The sequence below is a fragment of the Emergencia sp. genome (assembly GCF_048465375.1).
Lineage (GTDB): Bacteria > Bacillota > Clostridia > Peptostreptococcales > Anaerovoracaceae > Senimuribacter.
The window spans coordinates 182098-203740 of record NZ_DBFWLQ010000024.1 but is presented as its reverse complement, the minus strand read 5'-3'; the positions used below and the strand labels follow the sequence as shown (position 1 = coordinate 203740).

Genomic DNA, 21643 nt, shown 5'->3' with positions numbered 1-21643 from the left:
ACAGATGAGCCTATTTCAGGATTGGAAAGAACTGATGGAGAATCAGACCGAAGATACTTTTGAAAATTTTTGGAAAGAATACTCCGAAACAGAGACAAAGATTTATACGCACATTTTAGAAAATCATCAAGAGCACTTGTCTGGAACGGTTGATGAATTAGTTGCAAAGTTCCAATGCAACAAGACGATTTTCGTCGGTTTCCTCGACGGCATCAACTCCAGTTTAAAGACAGAGATGGATCTGGATGCCGTAACAGAAGAAACTGCCATTGATCTCGATATCGATTTTGAAAAACTATTCTTCAACATGCTCAAGGCTGAAGCAGAATACTTATTCACTCTCCCTGCCTGGGATGACGTACTCAGCGAAGAGAAGCGAATCGAAATCATCAAGGAGTTCAAACGCTCAAAGACAGTGCACGCAGAAAAGAAACCCGGCAGAAACGACCCTTGCCCTTGCGGCAGCGGTAAAAAATACAAGAAGTGCTGCGGAAAGAACGCATAATATAATCAAAGGGCATGTTGTATCTGAACAAAAGCTAATACAACCTGCTCTTTTTCTTTTTTTATTTGCCATGAAACTCCTTAATCAGAGTTCTCTTTACAGCTGATTAAGCTTTGCTCAATTACCAGACTGGTGTTTTGTATCAAAAAGGCCTTCTCATAACCTAGCACATTTCCAAAAACAATCGTATCACATCGTTTGTACTTACTCATTTTCCTTGGATACTGTTCTTTATATTTAACTACTTTTGAAGAAATCAGGATCTTGAAAATCAGTAAAAAATGCTTCTTTGACAAAATAGAAATGGCCTGTCTTCATAACTAACCTCATGTAAAATAATCAAAAAACAATAAAAGATCCTATTATTCACTAAATAATAGGATCTTAAAATCATTTGAACTCGACCTTTTTTTCGTTGCATATCGAGAAGCAACAGCCATTTGCATATAGTTATACTATACTTAAAATATACCCCATATCTCCCCTATTATCAATACAGTTTTTACATTTTTTGGACTGCTACTGTGCCTAGTTAACCTTTCAGCTTGGCACTTTCGATGCTGCTGGATTTCATACCGCTCTCTTTTATGGCCTTGACTTTATAGTATGTGGTCTTCCCTGCTTTCACGGAATCATCCGTATAGTTGGCAGTCTCTACTTCAGCGATTTGCGTGTATTCACCCTTTTTAGAATAACTGCGATAAACTTCATACTTTTTTGCACCTTTTACGGCCAACCAGGTGAGTTTGATTTTGCCTGCAGAATGATTGGCGGTTACAGATAACTTCGGTGTCGCATAAGTTTTAAACTTTGTCGTCTCTGATACCATATTGATGTAGCCATACTGTCCATAGCACTTCATAAAATCGCTCAAGGTTCCCTTATAATATGAAACGATATTGCTGCTATAGTAATTATTGTCTGCCCAGATCACCTGATCCTTCGTGACCTTCAGCAGTGCTACAGAATGTCCGGACCAGCCGTTAAAACTACTTCCGTGGGAAAACCGAATGTGAGAGCCAGCCTTGATGCCCAGACACTTCTTTTTAAAATTAGAAGTAGTGTTCTTTAAACCCGTATAATACTTCGTGTTATTTGCGCTTGCCAGCATGTCTTTTACTTTTTCTGCGTAACCCCAGCACTGTCCAGGACCAGTATAACGGCTCATGTGCTTATATTCGCTCTTGACATAGTCAATCGTTGCGGCAGCATTGTCGTCACTGGTACAAGTGCTTCCCGAGAAGTTCGCACTCTCACTGTTTGCGTTCACGTCTTCGGTACTGAACGGCAACACGATGACCGTCAATACCACTACCATTAGGGAAATGAAAAGTTTTTTCTTCATACGTTCTCCTTAAAAATTGAACTAAAAGATTTTAACTTATTTCCCCAATACCCTTTTCATCATTACAGATGTTTTTCGCAGTATTCAGCGATACTGCAGTTTTCACAGTCCGGCTTTCTCGCCGCACAACAGTTCCTGCCATGAAAGATCAGAGAATGGTGTGTCCTCGACCAACGATTCTCTGGCAAAACCTCCATCAGAGCAAGCTCTGTTTTCAACACGTCTTTTGCATTCACAAAACCGATGCGATTAGCTACGCGGAAGACATGGGTGTCAACAGCAATGCGCTGATGTCCAAAACCTACCGACAGTACCACGTTAGCGGTTTTTCTACCTACCCCTGGCAATTCTACCAGTTTGTCATAGTCATCAGGAACTTGTCCATCATATTTTTCCGCCAACACCTTGGCCATATTGACGATATTTTTTGACTTCGTCTTGTACATGCCGATGCGTTTTATGTATTTGCTGACCTCTTCCGGGTCAGCATCACCCAGAGCAAAGGCATCTGGATATGCAGCAAACAAATCAGGCGTGACCTGATTGACGCTCTTATCCGTCGTCTGCGCAGATAAAGCCACTGAAACAATCAGCTCAAATACATTTTGGTGATGAAGGGCACATTCCGCTTCAGGATAAGTTTCTTCCAAGATATCCAATATCTTATTAATTACTTCTTTTTTCATACAAACGATTATACAAGAAAAATCAAATTTTGACAACCTTTAATCCGTTAGAAAGATTTTGACCGTCTTGACAAAATTGTATGCCACACATATAATTGTATACAGTAATTAAGGAGGAACAAAATGTCAATCATTCAATATTTAGAGGACGGAAAAACTAGTAACCAGCCGTTGTCTACCAATCTCTATTCTGAACTGCAAGAAGATATTCTCACCGGAAAATTGAAAGCGGGAGAAAAGCTTACGGAGCAAAAAATCTGCGACGAATACAAAGTCAGCCGAACGCCGGTGCGTGAAGCCCTGCGCCAATTAGAAATGGACGGCCTGATTGAAAATATCCCTAACAGAGGCGCTTTTGTTTTAGGCCTTTCAGAACAGGACGTCGAAGATATGTACGTTCTCCGCAAGGCGTACGAAGTTCAAGCGGTACGCTGGGCGATAGAAAGAATTACAGAGGAAGAACTCAACGAGCTGGAGGAGACTTTTGAGTTTATGGAGTTCTATACCATGAAAAACGATATCAATAAAATGCTGAATATCAATACCGCCTTTCATCAGATTATTTATAATGCTACTCACAACAGAATGCTGAAGCAGTTCTTGTCTTCTTATCAAGTTTATTTAAAACACTGTAATCCTTCTAATTATTACGCGCCAGACTATCTGACCAACGTACTGAAGGAACACAAAGCGATCTTTGATGCATTTATGGCCAAAGACGTCGAGGGCGGTGCTCTTGCGATGAGTATTCACATGGATAATTCAGGAAGCCGGAAATTTAAATAATCTAGAAAAGGATTGCCTCAATTATGAGACAATCCTTTATTTTATCTTTATTTTGTTGTGAACAGCAGCGTTTCTCCATCAGAATCGATGACAACGGTATCGCCGTCGACGATTTCACCTCTGATCAATTTGGATGCCAACTGCGTTTCGATGTTTTTCTGCAGGTATCTCTTTACCGGTCTAGCGCCGTAATTCGGGTCATAAGATTCTCTTGCGATAAACTTCTTGCCTTTATCTGTCAATTCGAATTTAATTTCCCGTTCTGCCAGGCGATGGGCAAGACCAACTAGTGACAGTTCGATAATTTTAACAATCTGCTGTTCTGTCAGCGGACTGAATACGACGATATCGTCGATTCTGTTGAGGAATTCAGGTCTGAAATAGTTCTTCAGCTGATTTTCAACATTCTCTTTTGTTGACGCATCAATCGTACCATCAGCCTTGATATTGTCAATCAATTCACTGCTCCCGATATTAGAAGTCATGATGATAATGGTGTTCTTAAAGTCTACCGTTCTTCCTTGATTATCAGTCAGGCGTCCATCGTCAAGCAGCTGCAGCAAGATATTAAATACGTCAGGGTGTGCCTTTTCAATCTCGTCGAAGAGAATGACGCTGTAAGGCCGTCTTCTGACAGCTTCTGTCAGCTGCCCTCCTTCATCATAACCTACATATCCCGGAGGCGCACCTACTAGTCTGGACACGGAATGCTTCTCCATATATTCAGACATGTCGATTCGAATCATATTCTTTTCGGTATCAAAAAGGGCCTCTGAAAGAGCCTTGGCCAGTTCTGTCTTACCTACCCCAGTAGGTCCTAAGAAAATAAACGAACCAATCGGCCGATTCTCATCTTTTAGTCCCGCTCTCGCCCTTAAAATGGCCTCTGAGACAGACAAAACGCCTTCTTCTTGACCAACGACTCTGGTGTGCAGAATATCCGGCAATTTCAGCAGTTTTTCCTTTTCCGATTCTACTAGTTTGGCTACAGGGATTCCCGTCCAGCCAGATACGACATCGGCAATCTCTTCTTCACCAACCTCTTCCTTGAGCAGTCTGTTTTCATCTGGTTTCTCTTTTTTCAGCTTTTCATCTTCCAGTTTCTTTTCCAGTTCTGGAAGGACGCCGTATTTCAATTGTGCCAGTTTCTCCAAGTCATAATTTCTCTCAGCCTCTTCCATCTGATGCTTGACTTCTTCAATCTGTTCTTTTGTTCCCTTTAGTTCTGTAATGGCCTTTTTCTCATTTTCCCACTGTGCTCTCATGGAGGCGTTTTCTTCTTTCAACTGCGCCAGTTCTTTTTCCAGAGTTTCCAGTCTAGCCTTTGATCCTCTGTCTGTCTCCTTGCCGAGCGCTTGCTTTTCGATCTCCAGCTGCATGATTTTTCTAGAAATCTCGTCTAGTTCTGTTGGCATGCTGTCTATTTCGGTTCTGATCTTTGAAGCTGCCTCGTCCATCAAATCGATAGCCTTATCCGGCAGGAATCGATCAGAAATATATCTATCGGACAAGGTCGCACAGGCAATCAGCGCGTTATCTGTGATTCTGACGCCATGATGAATTTCAAAGCGTTCCTTCAGACCTCTGAGGATAGAAATCGTGTCTTCAACCGATGGTTGATCGACCATGACTTTTTGAAAACGCCTCTCCAATGCCGCATCCTTCTCGATGTATTTTCTGTATTCATCTAAGGTCGTCGCACCGATACAATGCAGTTCTCCCCTAGCCAGTTTCGGCTTCAGCAAATTCCCGGCATCCATAGAACCTTCTGTCCTGCCAGCACCGACGATGTTATGAATCTCGTCGATAAATAAGATAATGCGCCCTTCCGATTTTTCTACTTCGTTGAGAACTGCTTTTAATCGTTCTTCAAACTCTCCCCTGAACTTGGCTCCTGCAATCAAAGCGCCCATATCTAAGGCAAAGATGGTCTTATCTTTCAGGCCTTCTGGCACGTCACCGTTGAGTATTCTCTGCGCCAAGCCCTCTACTACAGCGGTTTTGCCAACACCCGGCTCACCGATGAGGACTGGATTATTCTTAGTTCTTCTTGACAGAATCTGAATTGCATGTCTGATCTCGCTGTCTCTTCCGATGACGGGATCAAGTTTTCCATCCCTGGCCATCTCTACTAGATCGCGGCCATATTTGTTCAGAGCATCATAGTTCTCTTCAGGATTCTGACTGGTCACTCGCTGATTGCCTCTGACCTTTGACAGAGCCTCCAGAAATTTATCCTTTGTGATACCGTATTTTGAAAAAATCTTAGCAGACGGCGTGCTTCTTTCTCCCAGCAATGCCAGATAGATGTGCTCCACACTGACATATTCATCTTTGAATTTATCTGCATTTTTTTCTGCATCAATCAAAAGCTGATTCAACCTTCTTGAGGAATAAATATTGTCTGCTGCTCCCGATACTTTCGGAAGCTTTTCCATCTGTTCTTCAAGGTCAGCGATCAGCGATGTCGGATCTACTTCCATATACTTGAGAAGCTTAGGAATCAATCCATCCTTCTGCATCAGCAGGGCCAGGTGTAAATGTTCCCCGTCCAGCATCTGATGGCCCTCAGAAATAGCGATATTCTGACAGTCCATAATGGCAGTCTGTGCGTTTTGTGTAAATCTCTCTATGTTCATCATGTTCACCCCCAAATTATGAATCATTTATTTGCTTAGCTTTATTTTTAATCTCTAGTCCTATTCTATACCTGTTAAAACAAAAAGTAAAGAGTTTTTTAGCACTCACTTTGATAGAGTGCTAATAATTTTCAATTTGCTAATCTCAGCAAAAGAAAAAGAGATCAAATCTCATTGATTCAATCTCTAAAAACTGATACTGCAAATTTATAACTCTTCCACTTCTTCTTCGGGCATATGGGTCAGCTTGCATATTTCTTCTATAGGATATCCTTGTCGATTTCCTTCAGGCGGAAAATACTGTGCATTTTCTCCGTCTCTGAAAAGAGCCTGCTGTTGATGATGGAGATTACTATGCTTTTTTTCATTTTATCATAGTTCTGCCCTTTTTCCAATGAGGAAGTGATAAGTTTTCCGCCATAAAACACCCAGTCGTCCGTCAGGTGAAACAGCTGCCTGCGCCCGTTATCAAATAGTCCCCTAATCTTCCTCTCATTCTAACCATTTCCTATTCCATTTAATGGAATTATTTTACATCTACTCAATGGGGAAGTCAATGGTTTTGGAATATGGGAATTTTACAAATATTTGTCGTCAAAATGTTTCAAAAAAGTGAACGACCCGCAGATAAAATCTGCGGGCCTCATATTCTCTAGAAAATAATCGTATTCACCAACCAGCTGTAAACAAAGTTGACACCTGGAGTAAGCACATAATCTGTGATATTTAAAAATATCAACAACAATAATATTAAAAAACCTTTATCATATACTTTGTAGTACCATGAGTATTTCTCTAAATTGAAGATCTGTGTAACGATGCCAAATCCGTCCAGAGGCGGCACCGGCAGCAAGTTGAAGATCATCAGCACCAGGTTGATCAAGATGATGTAATGGAAAATATCCAGTACAATGTTTCCGACCTCACCAATCAACCATGTAGGTTGGATTATAAAGATGACTTTGATGATAAGAGAGAAAACGATGGCGACTAAAAAGTTCATAGCAACTCCGGCAATAGACACCAAAAATTCGTCTCTTCTCCTGTGCTTATAATATCTAGGGTCGATCTGCACTGGCACACCCCAGCCAAATCCAGCCAGAAGTAGTGCGATAAAGCCAAAGGGATCTATATGTGAAGCCGGATTGATGGTCAGCCTCCCCTGCAGCTTCGGCGTAGGATCGCCTAAGGCATAGGACATTGCACCATGAGCAAATTCATGAAAAGAGAGGCCGATGATAATTCCCGGAAGCATGAGCAGTTCACTCATGAGCCAATCCATAGGATTGTCAAAGCGCCCCTCTACGATATTCAGTATGACCAGCATAATCAGAATGACAAATGCAGGCGATTTAAAAAAACGTTTCAAATTAATTCTTTCCTTTCCCAATATATTTCATCATATTTTATCACAAAATCGAACAATTGGAAATATTATATTACAAAGATGGCCTTTATGGTCAAAAATGAAAGGTGGTTTTTTATGAATAATTCTCTTGTGTGTATCGACGTCTACACTGTTACAGCAGGTGATACACTTTATACCATTGCAGATAAATATGATCTGCCTGTAAGTCTCCTGATGAAAGTAAACTGCATTACCAATCCATATAATCTGGAAATTGGAACGAGACTATGCATCCCTGGAGATGAATCTCAGTTGACAAAACCAGAAGAAAAACCGACGCCTTCAATGAAGGTTCACGTCGTAGAAGCGGGCGACACCCTGTACTTAATCGCAAAAAAACATGGCGTAAAATTAGACGATGTCATGAATGCGAACCCAAATATCGATCCGTATAACCTGATGATCGGTACAGAACTTTACATCCCACTCTAAACTGTGATAAAATAATAAAAAAACTAAGGAGGAACGTTAGATGTGCGAAGATACTAATACCGCTGCAGCATGCAAGCCGTGTAAGATAAAGGAATTCTTTAACAGACAGCATACGCCCATTGAAAAGGGGCTTATGGTTGCAGCTGGTCTCATGACCGGAATCGTGATTGGCATGGTCATTTCCCCTGTCAGAGGCGGAATTGGACTGGAGGTCTCTCTCGGTTCTCACAACGGCTGCGGCAATTACGATAATGACTGCAGCAAGACAATCAGAAAATCATAGGCAGTGAACATAGACTCAAAAAGACGGCGCTCTATTTACGCCGTCTTTTTCTATCATTGCTCTTTACAGTTCGTCAATCTACTCTCTTTTCCAAAGATGAATTCTCTTTTTGTCGCAAAGGATTTCTCTTCTAATTCCATGTCGAATTCGATGTTCTCAACTAGTTCGCCTTTGTTTTCCGCTGCTGCTTTGATGATTTCTATGGTCAATTTAGGAGTGACCACCAGCATCGGTGCCAGAGTGTTTGTGAAGATGGAATTCTTCCTTTGAAATCCTTCCTCTCGATTCTTGCCTGTGTTTCCATAGCCGTAAAGAACCCTTCCAAAAGGTTCTTCTCCTTGGTTGGTGAAGTCCGCCATCTGAATCTGGTTTCCGATGATTTCCATATCCACCCCGTGATAGTGACATGAAAAGTAAATATCATCGCCGTAAACAGCTTCGTTTTCTTTCGCTTCTACTGATAGTAAACCCATTCCCTCAAATTCACTGCCATTTTTGCGGAGGACTTTGCTGCACCACAGCGCAATGGAATTACCCGTAACAATCAGAGGTCTGCCAGCTTCCACAAACGCTTCAAACTGATGCTTATAAGGTCTCAGCCATTCTAGGATGACGGGATAGGAGACCATTTCTCCCGGTGGACAGAAGATGATGTCGTAATTCATAGGGTCAAAGTCTTCTGTTTCAAAATCAATCTTTTTCAATTCTGCTTTAAAGCCCGCTAATTCTGAGAAACGCATCAGTGCCAGAATATTTCCTCTTTCACCGTGAAGATACAGCGTATCTGGGAAGAGCCATGCTATATTCATTGTTTTCATTTATCTTCCCTCCTTTTCAATATACTTCTTCATATAATAGAACGTATGAATCCACGTGATCAGATAGATATTATCTGTCTCTACGCTTTCGATTTCTTTGAAAATTGTGTCCACTTCTTCCGTATCAGCGATGGAAATTATGGATTTGTCCACCCCTTCATAAATCAAGCGATTTGCAGTATCATAGCAGACCCTGTCAGAAAAGCAGAAGTACTTCTCTACATTGGATTGTACCAACTTGTCCAGTTGGCAGTCAAAAGCATAAAAGGAGTTTGCATAGTGTGGAATCATGTCAATCAGTGGGCAAAGTCCCAGACAGACCATTTTCTTTTCCTGATCTGCTGCCATGACATTGATACAGGTCTGCAAGGTTTCAGGATTTTCCTGCTTGATACGCATATACTTGATTGTCTTCCCCTTATATTTTAATATCTCAAACCGCCCGCCTACGTTTTTAAACTCGCCGAAGGCTTTCGCCGCTGCCTGTGGCTCTATGCCGCCCAGTTCCTTTGCCACCGCAAGCGCGCCGGCGTAATTGTAGCACATATAGGGTGTATCATATGGCATGTTGAAATCTATATCCTGGAGTTTGAAGGAACGATTCTCAAAGTCAACATCAGTTACAGTATAGTCTGCTGTATCGTCGCTTTTGTGGTCACAGTTGACACAATGGAATTTTCCCACACCATCGTTGTTGTAGTAATCAAAGACGATTTTATGTCTGCACTTCGGACAAGCCATAGTTGGATAGGAAGCGTCCTTTGTAAAGGATTCCTTATGTCTTTCTACGCCGTAAGTTACAATCTTGTCGCTGTTTTCATCAAAAGATTTCGTACGTGGTTCTTCATTGTTCAGGAACAGTCTCACGTTGCCGCCGATGGCATCAAAAAGTTTTCCGTATATAAAATCCGGATCGCCGTTTCTCTGTACCTGATCTTTCTGCAGATTGGTAATCATGATGTTTTCTGCCGGCAGCTGTTTGTGAATCAGAGGCAGGTATCTCTCGTCAGTTTCAAAGATGATATAATCGGCCTTTATTCGCCCTGTCAGCGTAGATGCTTTTGAGAGTGCTGTTGCAACACCATAGATCAAATTGGCTCCCTCCAGATTGGCGATCACTTTTTTGCCATTACTTTTAAATATGTGATGAACCAGGTTCGTCGTAGTTGATTTTCCGTTGGTGCCAGTAATAAAGAGAACTTTTGTATAATCAATTCCTTTAAAATGAGCTACCATCTGCGGGTCAATCTTCATCGCTTTTTCCCCTGAGAAGTTGGAGCCCCTGCTCTTGTCCACAATGTTGATAATGACGTTGATGATCTTTGCAAACCAAAGTGCAATATAAAATTTCATTCTGTATCCTCCACTTTATAGTATATCTGAAAGCAATCGCGAAATTGCTTCTTTAAACTTAATGATAACTGAACGGTTGTTATAGTCTTCTAATGTAAGCTCGTGTCCCTGTTCAATGTCTTTCATAAATTGTGCATCCATCTTCTTCGCAAATACTTCGTCGTAAACGAAAGCGTTAGATTCAAAGTTTAAGCGGAAACTGCGTCTGTCAAAGTTAGCTGATCCGACAGTCGCCACTTCGCCGTCCACGACCATGGTCTTTGCATGAAGAAAACCACAATCGTAAATATATACTTTTGCGCCGGATCTGATCAATTCACCGCAATAGGCATAGGTCGCCCAGTAGACGAAAATATGATCCGGCATGCAGGGAATCATTATTCTCACGTCTACTCCGGACTGAGCGGCCATTTTGAGCGACTCCAACATACTCGGATCTGGAATAAAATAGGGAGTCTGTAGGTATACGGTCTTTTCCGCATACGTAATCATTCGCATCATAGCCCGTTTGATTTCTTCTCTCACAGAATTCGGTCCGCTGGAGACAACCTGGATTGGAGAAGTTCCTTTATCTTCCATAGGATTAAAATAGATTTCAGCAAGTTCGATGTTTTCTTTAGAAGCAACACGCCAGTCCATGGCAAAGGTCGCATTGAGATCCTGCACGGCGCTGCCGCGGATTTTGATGTGGGTGTCTCGCCAATAGCCGAAACGCCTTTTAAAGCCTAAATATTCGTTGGCAATATTAAAGCCGCCGATGTATCCTTCTTTGCCGTCTATAACAACGATCTTTCTGTGATTTCTATAATTCAGTTTCAAATTGATGTATTTCAATTTCGGCTTAAAAAAGTATGCGACTTTGCCCCCTGCCGCCAGAAAATCGCGTAGTTTCCTGTTGGTGATGAATCTGGACCCCATGGCATCCATCATCAACTTCACTTCTACCCCTTCTCTAGCCTTCTGAGTCAAAGCCTCCAGGAACTTTCTGCCGACCATGTCGTCCTTAACGATATAATACATGACATTGATGGACTTTGTCGCATGGTTGATATCCCGCATCAATTTATGAAACATCTTCTTACCATCGTCAAAAATCTCTATATCGTTATTCTGCGTCAGATAAGAAGCGCCATACACTTGATTTAACTTAATCATATGCTTCCATTTTTTTGCGGTATCGTTTACAAACTCGAATTTACCGTTGTCGATACTTTCAATTTGGTATTTTAACTCCTCAGTGATGACACTCTTCTCGCTGTCTGTTAGTTTGTATATCTTTTGCCTGGAGATGTTCTGCGCCAATATCATATAAAAAAAGATCCCTGCTATGGGCAGAACAAAAAGCACTAAAATCCAGGCAAGAGAAGCCGCCGGATTTTTTCTTTCCAAAAAGATAATCGCCAGTGCGATGATTAAGTTGATACTATAAATAAACGCAGTCCAATCGCGTTCTGTGAAAAAGCTGATAAAATATGTCATTGAATATACCCCTGTTTTGATTTTAGCTTTACCCATTAATGGGAATATTCTATCACAAATCTGCAAGAGAATCCATAAAATTTATCTTTCTCTGGTAAATATTATACTTGCACTTATTTTACATAATATGGATTTTAATCTTGTATTTACCAATTCTATGCAGTATAATATTGGTAAATAATTACAGGAGGTTGATTTATGAATCAAGAAGCCGAACCGAAACGAAATCATCAAGATACTGTCTTCCGTATGCTATTTTCAGAAAAAGAAAGCGCAATCGAATTGTTCAATGCACTGGAAGGTGCTGACTACGGACCCGATACAGAAGTGGAATTCACCACTTTGGAAGATGCCGTCTACACAAACTTAAAAAATGATCTCGGATTTATCATCGACAAGCAATTCATCATTTTGACGGAACATCAAGCTGCCATTAATAATAACATGCCCCTTCGCCAATTAGAATATATCGCGAGAACCTATGAAAAGCTGATAGATGCAGTCGCTCTATATGGCAGTAAGAGGGTCAAAATCCCCACTCCTGAATTTTTTGTCGTCTATACCGGAAGCCAGAAATGGAAGACAACAACATTAAGATTATCTGACAGTTTTTTGAATACACCACCGGAAAATTCGATAGAACTTGTGGTAAAAATCATCAAGATGCATTATAATAGTGATGACGAACAGAGCCAGAAAGTTCTGGAGCGGAGTGAAAAACTACGGGGCTACAGCCTTTTACTGGAATACATTAAGGACTACCGCAGCCAGGGAAAAGACGCAAAAGATGCAGTCAATACGGCCATCCAGCGCTGTATCAGAGAAGGCATCTTAAAAGATTTTCTGGAGAAAAACAGTCCGGAGGTGGGGAGTATGTTGTTTAAGGAGATCACAAGTGAAGAATTTGCTGAAATCAGAGCGAAGGAAGCAGCCGAAGAATATTATAACAAAGGTCGCGACGAAGGCATTGAACTCGGTCGCGACGAAGGCATCGCCAATCTGATTGCCGCCTACAGAGAATTCGATCTGTCAGATGATTTAATTTTAAAAAAACTGATGGAAAAATATCAGATAAAAGAATCCGACGCATTAGCTTATATAGAAAAGTCCAAATAATAAAAGACCTGAAATAATCGTTTTTTTCGAGAATTTCAGGTCTTTTCAATTACAATATGATACAGATAAAATAATCTTTTCCTTCGTTGCTGATTTTCTGCAGGGATCTCTGTACTTTCACCTGCAATGTCTCTGGCATGGAGGTCAGTTTGCCGTCCATCTGCTCTGATACCAGGTCTTTCAGCGATTTGCCGAAGAGATTGGTGTCCCAGATATCGTTTTCCTCCTCGGAGCCGGTGAATTTTTCCATCAGGAAGCTCGCCAGATCAGCAGACTGTTGCTCTGTTCCAACAATCGGGGAAATTTCTGTGCTGATATCCGTTCTGATGATATGCAGGCAAGGCGCCGATGCCACCAGCCTGACCCCAAACTTATTGCCTTGTTTGAAGACCTCCGGCTGTCCCAGATTCATCTGATGCAGCTTCGGATGGACGATGCCGTATCCTGTACGGCTGACGCTGCTGAGCGCCTCTTCCATATCGTCATAGGCCTGTTTTGCCTTGGAGTATTCCTTTAGCAACAGGAACAACTCTCGATCACTGGCTACTGGATGATCCAGCAATTCTTCGATAATCTGGTAATAAAGTCCGTCTTTCAACTGAATCTCGATGATGACTCTGCCTGTAGCCATTTCACAGCTGACTACATTGGCCTTCTTTACGTTCTCATTGGCCATGATTGCCTGAATCGACGGTTCCACACTGCCCATCGTATCGACAGTATCCATCCAGGACAGAACCGTCCCTACAATACCTGCTTTAATCCAGTGATCCGGAGACAGGGCATCCATATATTCAGGAAGGTCGATAAACACCTCACTGACCGGGAACTGCCTCAGCAGTTCGTCAAAAATTTTCTCTGGAATGTCCTTTTCCATGGTAGCACAGTTGGCAGGAATGACCGGCGCAGAATATTTCGTCTGCAGCTTTTTCGCCAGTTCCTTGGTTTTATATGACGAAGGTTCGCTGCTGTTCAATATGATTACAAAAGGTTTACCGAGCTCCTTGAGCTGGTTAGCTGTCTTCTCTTCTGCTTTTATGTAGTTTTCTCTCGGAATTTCGCCAAAACTTCCATCACAGGTGACCATGATTCCAACAGTTGAATGATCAGTAATTACTTTTTCTGTTCCCCGTTCAGCTGCTGCCTCAAAAGGCATCTCTTCCTCATCCCAAGGAGTTTTTACCATCCTGCTCTTGCCATCCTCTTGATGGCCCAGCACACCTGGAACAAGATAACCCACACAGTCTACAAGTCTCATAGACATGGTTGCGTTGTTGATTTTGATTTTTACAGCTTCTTCAGGAACAAATTTCGGTTCTGTCGTGGTGATAGTCCTGCCGTCACCACTCTGCGGCAGCTGATCGACCACCCTGGTTTTGACATATGTATTCTCGATGCCCGGCACAACAAACAGTTCCATAAATCTCTTGATAAATGTAGATTTACCTGTTCTAACTGGGCCGACAATTCCTGCATATATCTCTCCGCCTGTTCTCTCAGCTATACTTTTATAAATATTTCCATCAGTCATACCTTCATCCTCTTTCTCACATAACTCTATAAAATAGTATGAAGGAAGTTCCGGATATATTCATCTATTCTTCAATTTTATATTGAATTGCATTGACAATTGCTGCGGCGATGTTGCTGCCGCCTTTTCTGCCCCTGGCAGCAATGCAAGGCACACCAGAGCCGATGAGCAGTTCTTTCGACTCCACTACATTGACAAAGCCCACCGGTACGCCAATGACGGCAACAGGAGAAAGTTTTCCTGCCTTTACCAAATCATAAATAGAAATCAGTGCTGTCGGCGCATTGCCGATGGCAAAGATAACAGGTCGATTCAGACGGCTGGCCTTTTCCATGCTGACCAGAGATCTCGTTACGCCTCGTTCTTTCGCCTCTGCGGCCACATCCTCATCTCCGATGAAGCAGAGGACGTCTCCACCGTACTTCTCAATTCTTTTTTTATTGATGCCAGCTCGCGCCATTGTCGTGTCAGTCACAATATATGCGCCTTTTTTTATGGCCTCTTGTATTTTATCGATGACACCGTCTGTAAAGTACATGCTGTCCGCATACTCAAAGTCAGCAGATGTGTGGATACACCTCTTAATTACCGCCTCATACCTGGGATCTAATTCTTTATCGCCGAGGATTTCTCCAATGATTTCAAAGCTTCTGGCTTCAATCTGATCCGGTTTTATATTCTCGATTTTCATTAGCCTTCAATACCTGCCCTTGCTGGAATTCCCTTATCAAACGGGTGTTTTACTTTATCAATTCTGGAAACATAGTCAGCCAATTCTACCAGTTCATCGGTCGGGTATCTTCCTGTCAGTACAACCTCCAGCTGGTTCGGTCTGTTCTTCAAAAATTCGACCACCACTTGGTCATCCAGAAGTCCCGCTTCAATGGCACCAAGACACTCATCCAATACCAGCATATCGTAGTGATCAGCCTCAAGCATTCTCACCATGTCGGCAAATTGCTGCGCGTTAACCTCTCTCGTTTCCTGCTTTTCCTCTTCCGTCATCTGGAAAGAGAATTTTTTAATCGGTTTGGTGCCCAGAACTTCTATTCCTGGCAATTTACGCAACACGTTCAGTTCACTGCTGTCTCCTGACTTGAGGAACTGCATGAACAAAACGTGCAGACCGTAGCCACAAGCCCTGACCGTCAATCCCACAGAACAAGTTGTCTTTCCTTTTCCTTCTCCACAATAGATGTGGACCAATCCTAAATCATTCTTTTTCATATTTATACCTCCAAGTGAACTATTTTTCTCAGCAGCTCCATATCTAAAGACTTTCGCAGTCCCTCTGCCAATATATCATACTGCGTCTGTTTATGCGCTTCAATATCAAAAGCTTTTACATCAGAAAAGTCCAAACCTTTCGCAGCCAACAGTGCGGTAACGATGGTCTTTGCAATTTCTTCTTTATCAAAGACGCCGTGAATATAAGTGCCGTAGACATTCCCTTCGTTGATGATGTTATTGTCAGTGCCAGAGACACCCATGTGAATTTCGTAACCCTGGTACTCTTTGCCGGAAAGACCCGCAAAGATGCCGTCAACCTCAGACAAAATGCCAGTCGCAGCTGTACGCACCTTCTGATCCTCAAATACTGTGCTGTGAGGCAGCAAGCCGATGCCAGCCATGTCACCGCCATATTCTACCCCTGCGGGGTCAGAGAGAGACTGCCCCAGCATCTGATATCCTCCGCAGATTCCAAAGATCGGTTTATTTTTCGCATGAAATTTGAGGATAGAAGCTTCCAAGCCAGATTGTCTCAGCCACAGCAGATCCGACATGGTATTTTTTGTGCCAGGCAGCATGATCATATCCGGATCTCCCAGTTCGTTTGCGGAGCCGACATATCTTATGTCTACACCTTCTATGTATTCGAAAGGATTAAAGTCTGTAAAGTTGGAAATTCGCGGAGTTCTGATGACTGCGATGTCAATCAGGGCTTCGCCTTTGCGACCCGAAAAACGATCTGTCAGGCTATCCTCGTCATCCACGTCAAGCTGCATATAAGGTACAACTCCGGCAACCGGCACCTGGATGATATCTTCCAGCATGCGAAGCCCCGGCTCTAAGATAGTCACATCACCTCTGAATTTGTTAATAACCACGCCCTTGACCCTAGCCTTTTCTTCTTCATCGAAGAGCAGCATAGTGCCTGCCAGAGAAGCGAAGACGCCCCCTCTGTCGATGTCTCCCACAAGGAGCACCGGGGCATCTGCCATCTTAGCCATACCCATGTTAACCAAATCGTTATCTTTCAGATTGATTTCTGCCGGACTGCCTGCACCTTCCAAAACGATGACATCGTATTCAGCCGCTAAACTGTCAAAAGCCTCTTTTACGGCCGCTCTGAAATCTTCTTTTTTCTCGTAAAAGTCCTTCGCAGAATAATTACCATGAACCTCTCCGTTGATGATGACCTGAGAACCCTGATCGCTGGTAGGTTTGAGCAAAATCGGATTCATGCGCACATCAGGTTCGATCTGGCAGGCTTCCGCCTGCATCACCTGCGCTCTTCCCATCTCCAGTCCCTCTTTGGTAATGAAGGAGTTCAGTGCCATGTTCTGTGACTTAAAAGGAGCCACTTTATAACCGTCCTGTTTGAGGATTCTGCATATTCCTGCAGCCAGCAGACTTTTCCCTGCATTGGAGCAAGTACCCTGTATCATAATTGTCTTAGCCATTGGTTTTTCCCTCGCTTCTCTTTGTAATTTGCGCAAGACTCGCCAGAAAATATTCATTTTCTTCTCTGGTTCTTACTGCGATTCTATAGTAGTGCTCATCCAGCGTTAAATAGTTGGCGCAGCTTCTGATCATGATATCAAACTTTTCCAAAGGTCCAATCAAATCCTCTTCGCTGCGAAAGAAAATGTAGTTGGCTTTCGGTTTATAAGTCTTATACCCCAGTTCCGCAAGACCACGCAGGAGATAATCTCTGTTCTCCTTGACATAGGTCTTTGTCTTTTCTATAAACCCGGTCAGTTCCATAGCTGCCTTCCCGGCTTTTGATGCCGGAGTGGAAACAGACCAGGGCTGCAGACATCCTTTGATTGATTCTGCTGTCTTCTCGTCACTGCAGATACAGTAACCCAATCTGAGACCCGCCATAGCGTAAATCTTGGTGAAAGCTTTCAGTATGATGACCTTCGAAAGACTCTCGATGCTGTCCATGACAGAATACTGTTCTTCATCGTCAAGAAACTCCGAAAAACACTCGTCAATCATCAGGTAAGTATGAGTCTCGGCACATCGCATCGACAGGCGCAACATCATCTCCTTGGGAATAGGGATTCCCGTGGGATTGTTGGGATTACAGATGAACAACATGTCATAGGAATCATCCAGTTCATCGAAGATATCTTCCTGAATCTGAAACCCCTTTTCCTCTTTTAACAAATAATGATTGATTTTGTTACACGCTGATGCCATCAGCGCCTCTTGATATTCAGAAAATGTAGGCGATACAATCAAAGCTTTTTTCGGCCGCAGAGCCAGTGTACTTCTAAAGATGATATCTGCCGCACCATTTCCACAGCAAATCACATTCTCTTTTACGTGATGAAAACGACTGATTGCTGCCGTGAGTTCCCTCTGAAAAGGATCCGGATAACTCTCATATTTGTCGATATTGCTTATAATCGCCTGTTTCACTTCCTCTGGCATGCCAATAGGGTTCAAATTTGCAGAAAAATCGTATATTTTGTGGTCGAACTTGTAGATGTTTCCGCCATGTATTTCTTTTATCATATAATTACCACCAAAATGAGTCTGATTCCTTCAAAGATGACAAGGCACAGCACCGAAGCTGCATACATGATTTTTGCCGTTCTCGGTATATCTTCCGCTTCCACTGGCCTGTTATCATCACCGATTGTCTTTTTCTTATAGAGTTTTCCAAAATAGTACGCGTCGCCTGCCAGCTGAATATTAAGCGCACCTGCGCAGGCTGACTCGGGATTGCCGCTGTTAGGGCTTGCATGGTTGTGTCTGTCTCGCCAGAAGATTTTCCAGGCATTCTTTCCATCGAATCCAACGAAAAATGAACTGATAATCATGGCAATACCGGTAATTCTGGCTGGAATGAAATTAAACACGTCGTCCACGATGGCAGAAAATTTGCCGAAGCTTTGATACTTCTCGTTCTTATATCCAACCATAGAGTCCAAGGTATTGACTCCCTTGTATAAGAAGCCGAGCGGTGCACCGCCGACAAGCATAAAGAGCATCGGTGCAATCACACCATCTGATGCGTTTTCAGCGATGGTCTCTACCACAGCTTTTATAATCTGTTTGAAGTTTAAATTCTCTGTATCTCTGCCGACAATCCAGGACAGATATTTGCGGGACCCCAGCAGATCTTCTTCCTTGACGCATTTGTATACCCGCATGCTCTCCTGCTTCAGCGATTTGCCCGCAAAGATTTGATAACAAAATAGTGTTTCCACTGTGTATCTTAGCCATGGGTGTATCCATGTCAGACCTTTGAGTAAAAAATAAGGGATTGCAAAGGATGTGCATACGATGATAACATTGAGAAAAATTCCTGCAATAAACTCTCCTCCTTTGCTGCTGGGAAATATCCTGCGCAGAACTTTTTCGCAGCCACTAATCATAAGTCCGATCAGTCGTATAGGATGAGGCAGCCAGTGTGGATCTCCGAAGAGCAGGTCCAAAACAAATCCAGCACAAACTACGATGACTACTTCCATTGCTTTCCTCCAAATTCCCTGCATTTTTTAACAAAGCATTCTGCAAAGTGGACATTGCTCCATAGGTGAAGATGTGGATATCCTGCAAAGACAGTATCACCTGCTTCTATGGTCTGCCAGGTCTTTCCGCTGGCCTTTGCTGCTGTGAATCCGTCTCCATGATGATCAGTATCGCTGTAATGGAACTCGTGACAACGTATCTGTTCTCCCGCTTTGCACATTAAATTATCTCTGTTTGCAGTCAGCTTCTTGTATCCGAAGCGGATCAGACCGTCCGTCATGTGAGAATTCCCGTCTAAGGCGCCTACAGTCTCATAGGTTTCGCCATCTTTCGTAATCGTCCTTCCCAAATACATAAATCCGCCGCATTCTGCATAGACCGGCATACCGCCAGCCACAGCAGCCTTGATAGATGTCAGCATAGACCAATTTTCCGTTAAAGCCTGCAGGTGTTCTTCCGGGTAGCCGCCGCCTAAAATCAATCCACTGATTCCTTCTGGCAATGCTGTATCTTCCATAGGTGAAAAAGGCACCAGTTCTGCGCCCAGTTCCATCAGAAGCTCTAAGTTGTCTTCGTAATAGAAAGAAAATGCCTTGTCCTTGGCAATGCCGATTTTTACAGGCTCCCTGCTGACCTTCTGTATCTCGATTTTCTCACAGGAAATTGCTGGAGCCGATTCTGCCAAGGTTAGAATTCCGTCGATATCCAGAAACTCTGCTGCCGCCCTTCCCATAACTTCAATCTTCGATTTCAAATCCTCAATTTCCTCAGCCGTCACCAGACCCAGGTGACGACTGCCAATTTCAGCTTCTGCAAGCTTCGGCAGAAAACCATAGACCCTCAAATCTAAGTTTCCTTCTATCATTTTCTGATAAGCAGGATACATACCTTTTGAACAATTGTTCAAAATTACGCCTTGCACCTGATTGGGGGCAAAATGCAGATAACCTGAAATTTCTGCTAAAAGCGAGAGACTCTTGCCTTTCACATTCACAACCAAAATCTGAGGAGTCTGGGTAACTCTGGAAATGTGGTTGGCAGAAAAATCGTCACTTTCGAAGCCAAGGCCGTCATACATCCCCATAACTCCTTCTATGACAGCATAATCAGCATCGGCAGCATTCTTTGCCAGCAGATACTTCACTGTGTTTTCTGTGCAGAGATAAAGATCCAGGTTTCTCGATTTTGTGCCGATGATACGGCTGTGAAACATGGGATCGATATAGTCCGGTCCGCATTTAAAGCTGGCTATGTCCAGTTCTCGATCTGCCAGTGCTTTTAATAATCCGCAGACCACAGTGGTTTTGCCACAGCCGCTTCCTGTCCCTGCCAACATGACTCTGTTAATGTTTTTCTTCAAGGGTCTTTGCTCCTTTTATTATATAGACAGGGTTTTCCGCCTTCATCAGGTTATACCTGCCTAGTTTTTGCGCTGTTGAAATATTGGCGCAGATCACTTCCGTTTCCAACCCCAATTCCTTGCATACTTCGATGGATTGTGAAATCGTTTCCAAAGTCACTGCCGTGATAACGAATACAGTCCTGTCGTTTTTTTTCAAAATGACATCGATGATTTCTTTCAGATTACCTGTGCTTCCGCCGATAAACACCTTGTCGGCAGCCGGAAACTCCGCTAGCCCGTCCGGCGCTGTCGCCTTCTTGATGCAGATATTGCGTGCACCTGTCTTTTCCATATTCTCTTTGACAAGCTCCACCGCGTAGTCCTCTTTTTCCAAAGCGTAAACCACGGATTCTGCTGCCTTCAGTGCCATAGCACAGGTTACAGAACCCGTGCCGGCGCCGATATCATAAACCACGTCGGTCGGTTCAATCTCGAGAGCTGCAACAGACAGGTTCCGAACGGCTGCCTTCGTCATGGGGCTCTTTCCCCGCACAAAATCCTCATCTCGCAAAGACTTATATCGGTTTACATAATCTTTGTTCTCGATAATCATCACTGTCAAATCATCGAAAATTAAATCAGCTACTTCGGCCGGTGTTCCTCTGACGATTCTCTCACCTTCCATAGACAACTTTTCACCGATATAAAGGGTGACATTAGACAGCCCTGCATTCAACAGGCTTGTTGCAATGTCGTGGGCGCGAATACTGCCGCCGGTCAGAGCAAAAACCTTCTCGTTATAGCATACATAGGGTATGACGGACTTTTCTTTGCCGTGTAGACTGCAAAGCTTCATATTCTCATATCCCATTTTGACCTTAGCTGCAAAATAGGACAGACTGCCGATACCGCTGATAAACTCCAGTTCTACAGCTGGATCGATTCGCTTTGCGATGGTAGAGGCGATGCTGTAAAAGCCCGTATCTCCCGACGCTAAGACGCAGACGGTGAAGTCCTGATTTGCATGTTCATTGATAAAGTGCACCGTATCCATGACACCCAGTACCCTGACGTCCTGATTCAATTCCTTCAGAGACTCTGACAGCCTGTCAGACGTCAGAACGATATCCGCTTCTCGCACAGCATTGACAGCTCGTCCAGTATAATCTGAAAGTGCCCCCGGCCCTGCGCCTGCAACAATTGCTTTCAT

Annotated in this window: 21 protein-coding genes; 5 read left to right on the top strand and 16 right to left on the bottom strand. The window is 43.1% G+C overall.

What is annotated here, in order from left to right; all coding sequences use genetic code 11:
- Positions 1-4: 4 nt before the first annotated feature.
- Entirely contained in the window at positions 5-505 is a 501-nt protein-coding gene (locus ACMQ5W_RS16065; protein WP_419026053.1) for an SEC-C metal-binding domain-containing protein, read from the top strand.
- Positions 506-1037: 532 nt separating this feature from the next.
- On the opposite strand, the gene ACMQ5W_RS16060 is transcribed toward ACMQ5W_RS16065, so the two are convergent.
- Positions 1038-1850 (bottom strand): hypothetical protein, encoded by an 813-nt coding sequence (locus tag ACMQ5W_RS16060; RefSeq protein WP_419026052.1) that lies wholly within the window; start codon positions 1848-1850, stop codon positions 1038-1040.
- Between the two features lie 62 nt (positions 1851-1912).
- Positions 1913-2536, bottom strand: coding sequence for an endonuclease III (gene nth / locus ACMQ5W_RS16055; protein ID WP_419026051.1), 624 nt, complete (start codon positions 2534-2536; stop codon positions 1913-1915).
- 123 nt (positions 2537-2659) lie between these two features.
- Here nth and ACMQ5W_RS16050 point away from each other — a divergent pair, with 123 nt between their 5' ends.
- Positions 2660-3322, top strand: a complete 663-nt coding sequence (locus ACMQ5W_RS16050) for a GntR family transcriptional regulator (protein ID WP_419026050.1) — start codon at positions 2660-2662, stop codon at positions 3320-3322.
- Between the two features lie 47 nt (positions 3323-3369).
- Here the strand turns inward: ACMQ5W_RS16050 and clpB are convergent, their stop codons facing one another.
- From clpB to ACMQ5W_RS16035, 3 genes are all read right to left on the bottom strand, one after another.
- Positions 3370-5961, bottom strand: coding sequence for an ATP-dependent chaperone ClpB (gene clpB / locus ACMQ5W_RS16045; protein WP_148493916.1), 2592 nt, complete (start codon positions 5959-5961; stop codon positions 3370-3372).
- 260 nt (positions 5962-6221) lie between these two features.
- Positions 6222-6389 (bottom strand): PD-(D/E)XK nuclease family transposase, encoded by a 168-nt coding sequence (locus ACMQ5W_RS16040; RefSeq protein WP_419026049.1) that lies wholly within the window; start codon positions 6387-6389, stop codon positions 6222-6224.
- 224 nt (positions 6390-6613) lie between these two features.
- Positions 6614-7330, bottom strand: coding sequence for a site-2 protease family protein (locus ACMQ5W_RS16035; protein ID WP_419026048.1), 717 nt, complete (start codon positions 7328-7330; stop codon positions 6614-6616).
- Positions 7331-7444: 114 nt separating this feature from the next.
- Between ACMQ5W_RS16035 and ACMQ5W_RS16030 the strand changes: the two genes are divergently transcribed.
- Both ACMQ5W_RS16030 and ACMQ5W_RS16025 read left to right on the top strand, forming a co-directional pair.
- Positions 7445-7801 carry a LysM peptidoglycan-binding domain-containing protein gene (locus tag ACMQ5W_RS16030; RefSeq protein WP_419026047.1) on the top strand — a complete coding sequence of 119 codons (357 nt, stop codon included), beginning with the start codon at positions 7445-7447 and terminating at the stop codon, positions 7799-7801.
- A gap of 40 nt (positions 7802-7841) precedes the next feature.
- Positions 7842-8084: a hypothetical protein gene (locus ACMQ5W_RS16025; protein WP_419026046.1), complete on the top strand. Its 243-nt coding sequence runs from the start codon at positions 7842-7844 to the stop codon at positions 8082-8084.
- 53 nt (positions 8085-8137) lie between these two features.
- Here the strand turns inward: ACMQ5W_RS16025 and ACMQ5W_RS16020 are convergent, their stop codons facing one another.
- The 3 genes from ACMQ5W_RS16020 to cls are packed head-to-tail and all read right to left on the bottom strand — an operon-like array spanning position 8138 to position 11734.
- Positions 8138-8902, bottom strand: a complete 765-nt coding sequence (locus ACMQ5W_RS16020; RefSeq protein WP_419026045.1) for a hypothetical protein — start codon at positions 8900-8902, stop codon at positions 8138-8140.
- A complete protein-coding gene (locus tag ACMQ5W_RS16015) occupies positions 8903-10255 on the bottom strand; it encodes a MurT ligase domain-containing protein (protein WP_419026044.1) in 1353 nt (450 codons plus the stop codon).
- Positions 10256-10270: 15 nt separating this feature from the next.
- Positions 10271-11734, bottom strand: a complete 1464-nt coding sequence (cls, locus tag ACMQ5W_RS16010; protein ID WP_419026043.1) for a cardiolipin synthase — start codon at positions 11732-11734, stop codon at positions 10271-10273.
- A 198-nt stretch (positions 11735-11932) separates the two neighbouring features.
- Here cls and ACMQ5W_RS16005 point away from each other — a divergent pair, with 198 nt between their 5' ends.
- Positions 11933-12850 (top strand): hypothetical protein, encoded by a 918-nt coding sequence (locus ACMQ5W_RS16005; protein ID WP_419026042.1) that lies wholly within the window; start codon positions 11933-11935, stop codon positions 12848-12850.
- A gap of 49 nt (positions 12851-12899) precedes the next feature.
- Here ACMQ5W_RS16005 and spoIVA read toward each other — a convergent pair whose 3' ends face one another.
- The 8 genes from spoIVA to cbiE form a co-directional block, all read right to left on the bottom strand.
- Entirely contained in the window at positions 12900-14381 is a 1482-nt protein-coding gene (gene spoIVA / locus ACMQ5W_RS16000) for a stage IV sporulation protein A (protein ID WP_148493755.1), read from the bottom strand.
- A 64-nt stretch (positions 14382-14445) separates the two neighbouring features.
- Positions 14446-15072 (bottom strand): precorrin-8X methylmutase, encoded by a 627-nt coding sequence (locus tag ACMQ5W_RS15995; RefSeq protein ID WP_419026041.1) that lies wholly within the window; start codon positions 15070-15072, stop codon positions 14446-14448.
- Positions 15072-15608, bottom strand: a complete 537-nt coding sequence (locus ACMQ5W_RS15990; protein WP_419026040.1) for a cob(I)yrinic acid a,c-diamide adenosyltransferase — start codon at positions 15606-15608, stop codon at positions 15072-15074. Before ACMQ5W_RS15990 ends, ACMQ5W_RS15995 begins: the two co-directional genes overlap by 1 nt.
- A 2-nt stretch (positions 15609-15610) precedes the next feature.
- Entirely contained in the window at positions 15611-17065 is a 1455-nt protein-coding gene (locus ACMQ5W_RS15985; RefSeq protein WP_419026039.1) for a cobyric acid synthase, read from the bottom strand.
- Positions 17058-18128, bottom strand: coding sequence for a pyridoxal phosphate-dependent aminotransferase (locus ACMQ5W_RS15980; protein ID WP_419026038.1), 1071 nt, complete (start codon positions 18126-18128; stop codon positions 17058-17060). Before ACMQ5W_RS15980 ends, ACMQ5W_RS15985 begins: the two co-directional genes overlap by 8 nt.
- On the bottom strand, positions 18125-19090 hold the full coding sequence (gene cbiB, locus ACMQ5W_RS15975) for an adenosylcobinamide-phosphate synthase CbiB (protein ID WP_419026037.1): 966 nt from the start codon (positions 19088-19090) through the stop codon (positions 18125-18127). The genes ACMQ5W_RS15980 and cbiB overlap by 4 nt, the downstream gene beginning before the upstream one ends.
- The gene (locus ACMQ5W_RS15970; RefSeq protein ID WP_419026036.1) at positions 19081-20451 is read right to left on the bottom strand and encodes a cobyrinate a,c-diamide synthase; all 1371 of its coding nucleotides are present in this window, start codon (positions 20449-20451) and stop codon (positions 19081-19083) included. Before ACMQ5W_RS15970 ends, cbiB begins: the two co-directional genes overlap by 10 nt.
- Complete coding sequence (gene cbiE, locus ACMQ5W_RS15965; RefSeq protein WP_419026035.1) at positions 20435-21643, bottom strand: precorrin-6y C5,15-methyltransferase (decarboxylating) subunit CbiE; 1209 nt, start codon at positions 21641-21643, stop codon at positions 20435-20437. The genes ACMQ5W_RS15970 and cbiE overlap by 17 nt, the downstream gene beginning before the upstream one ends.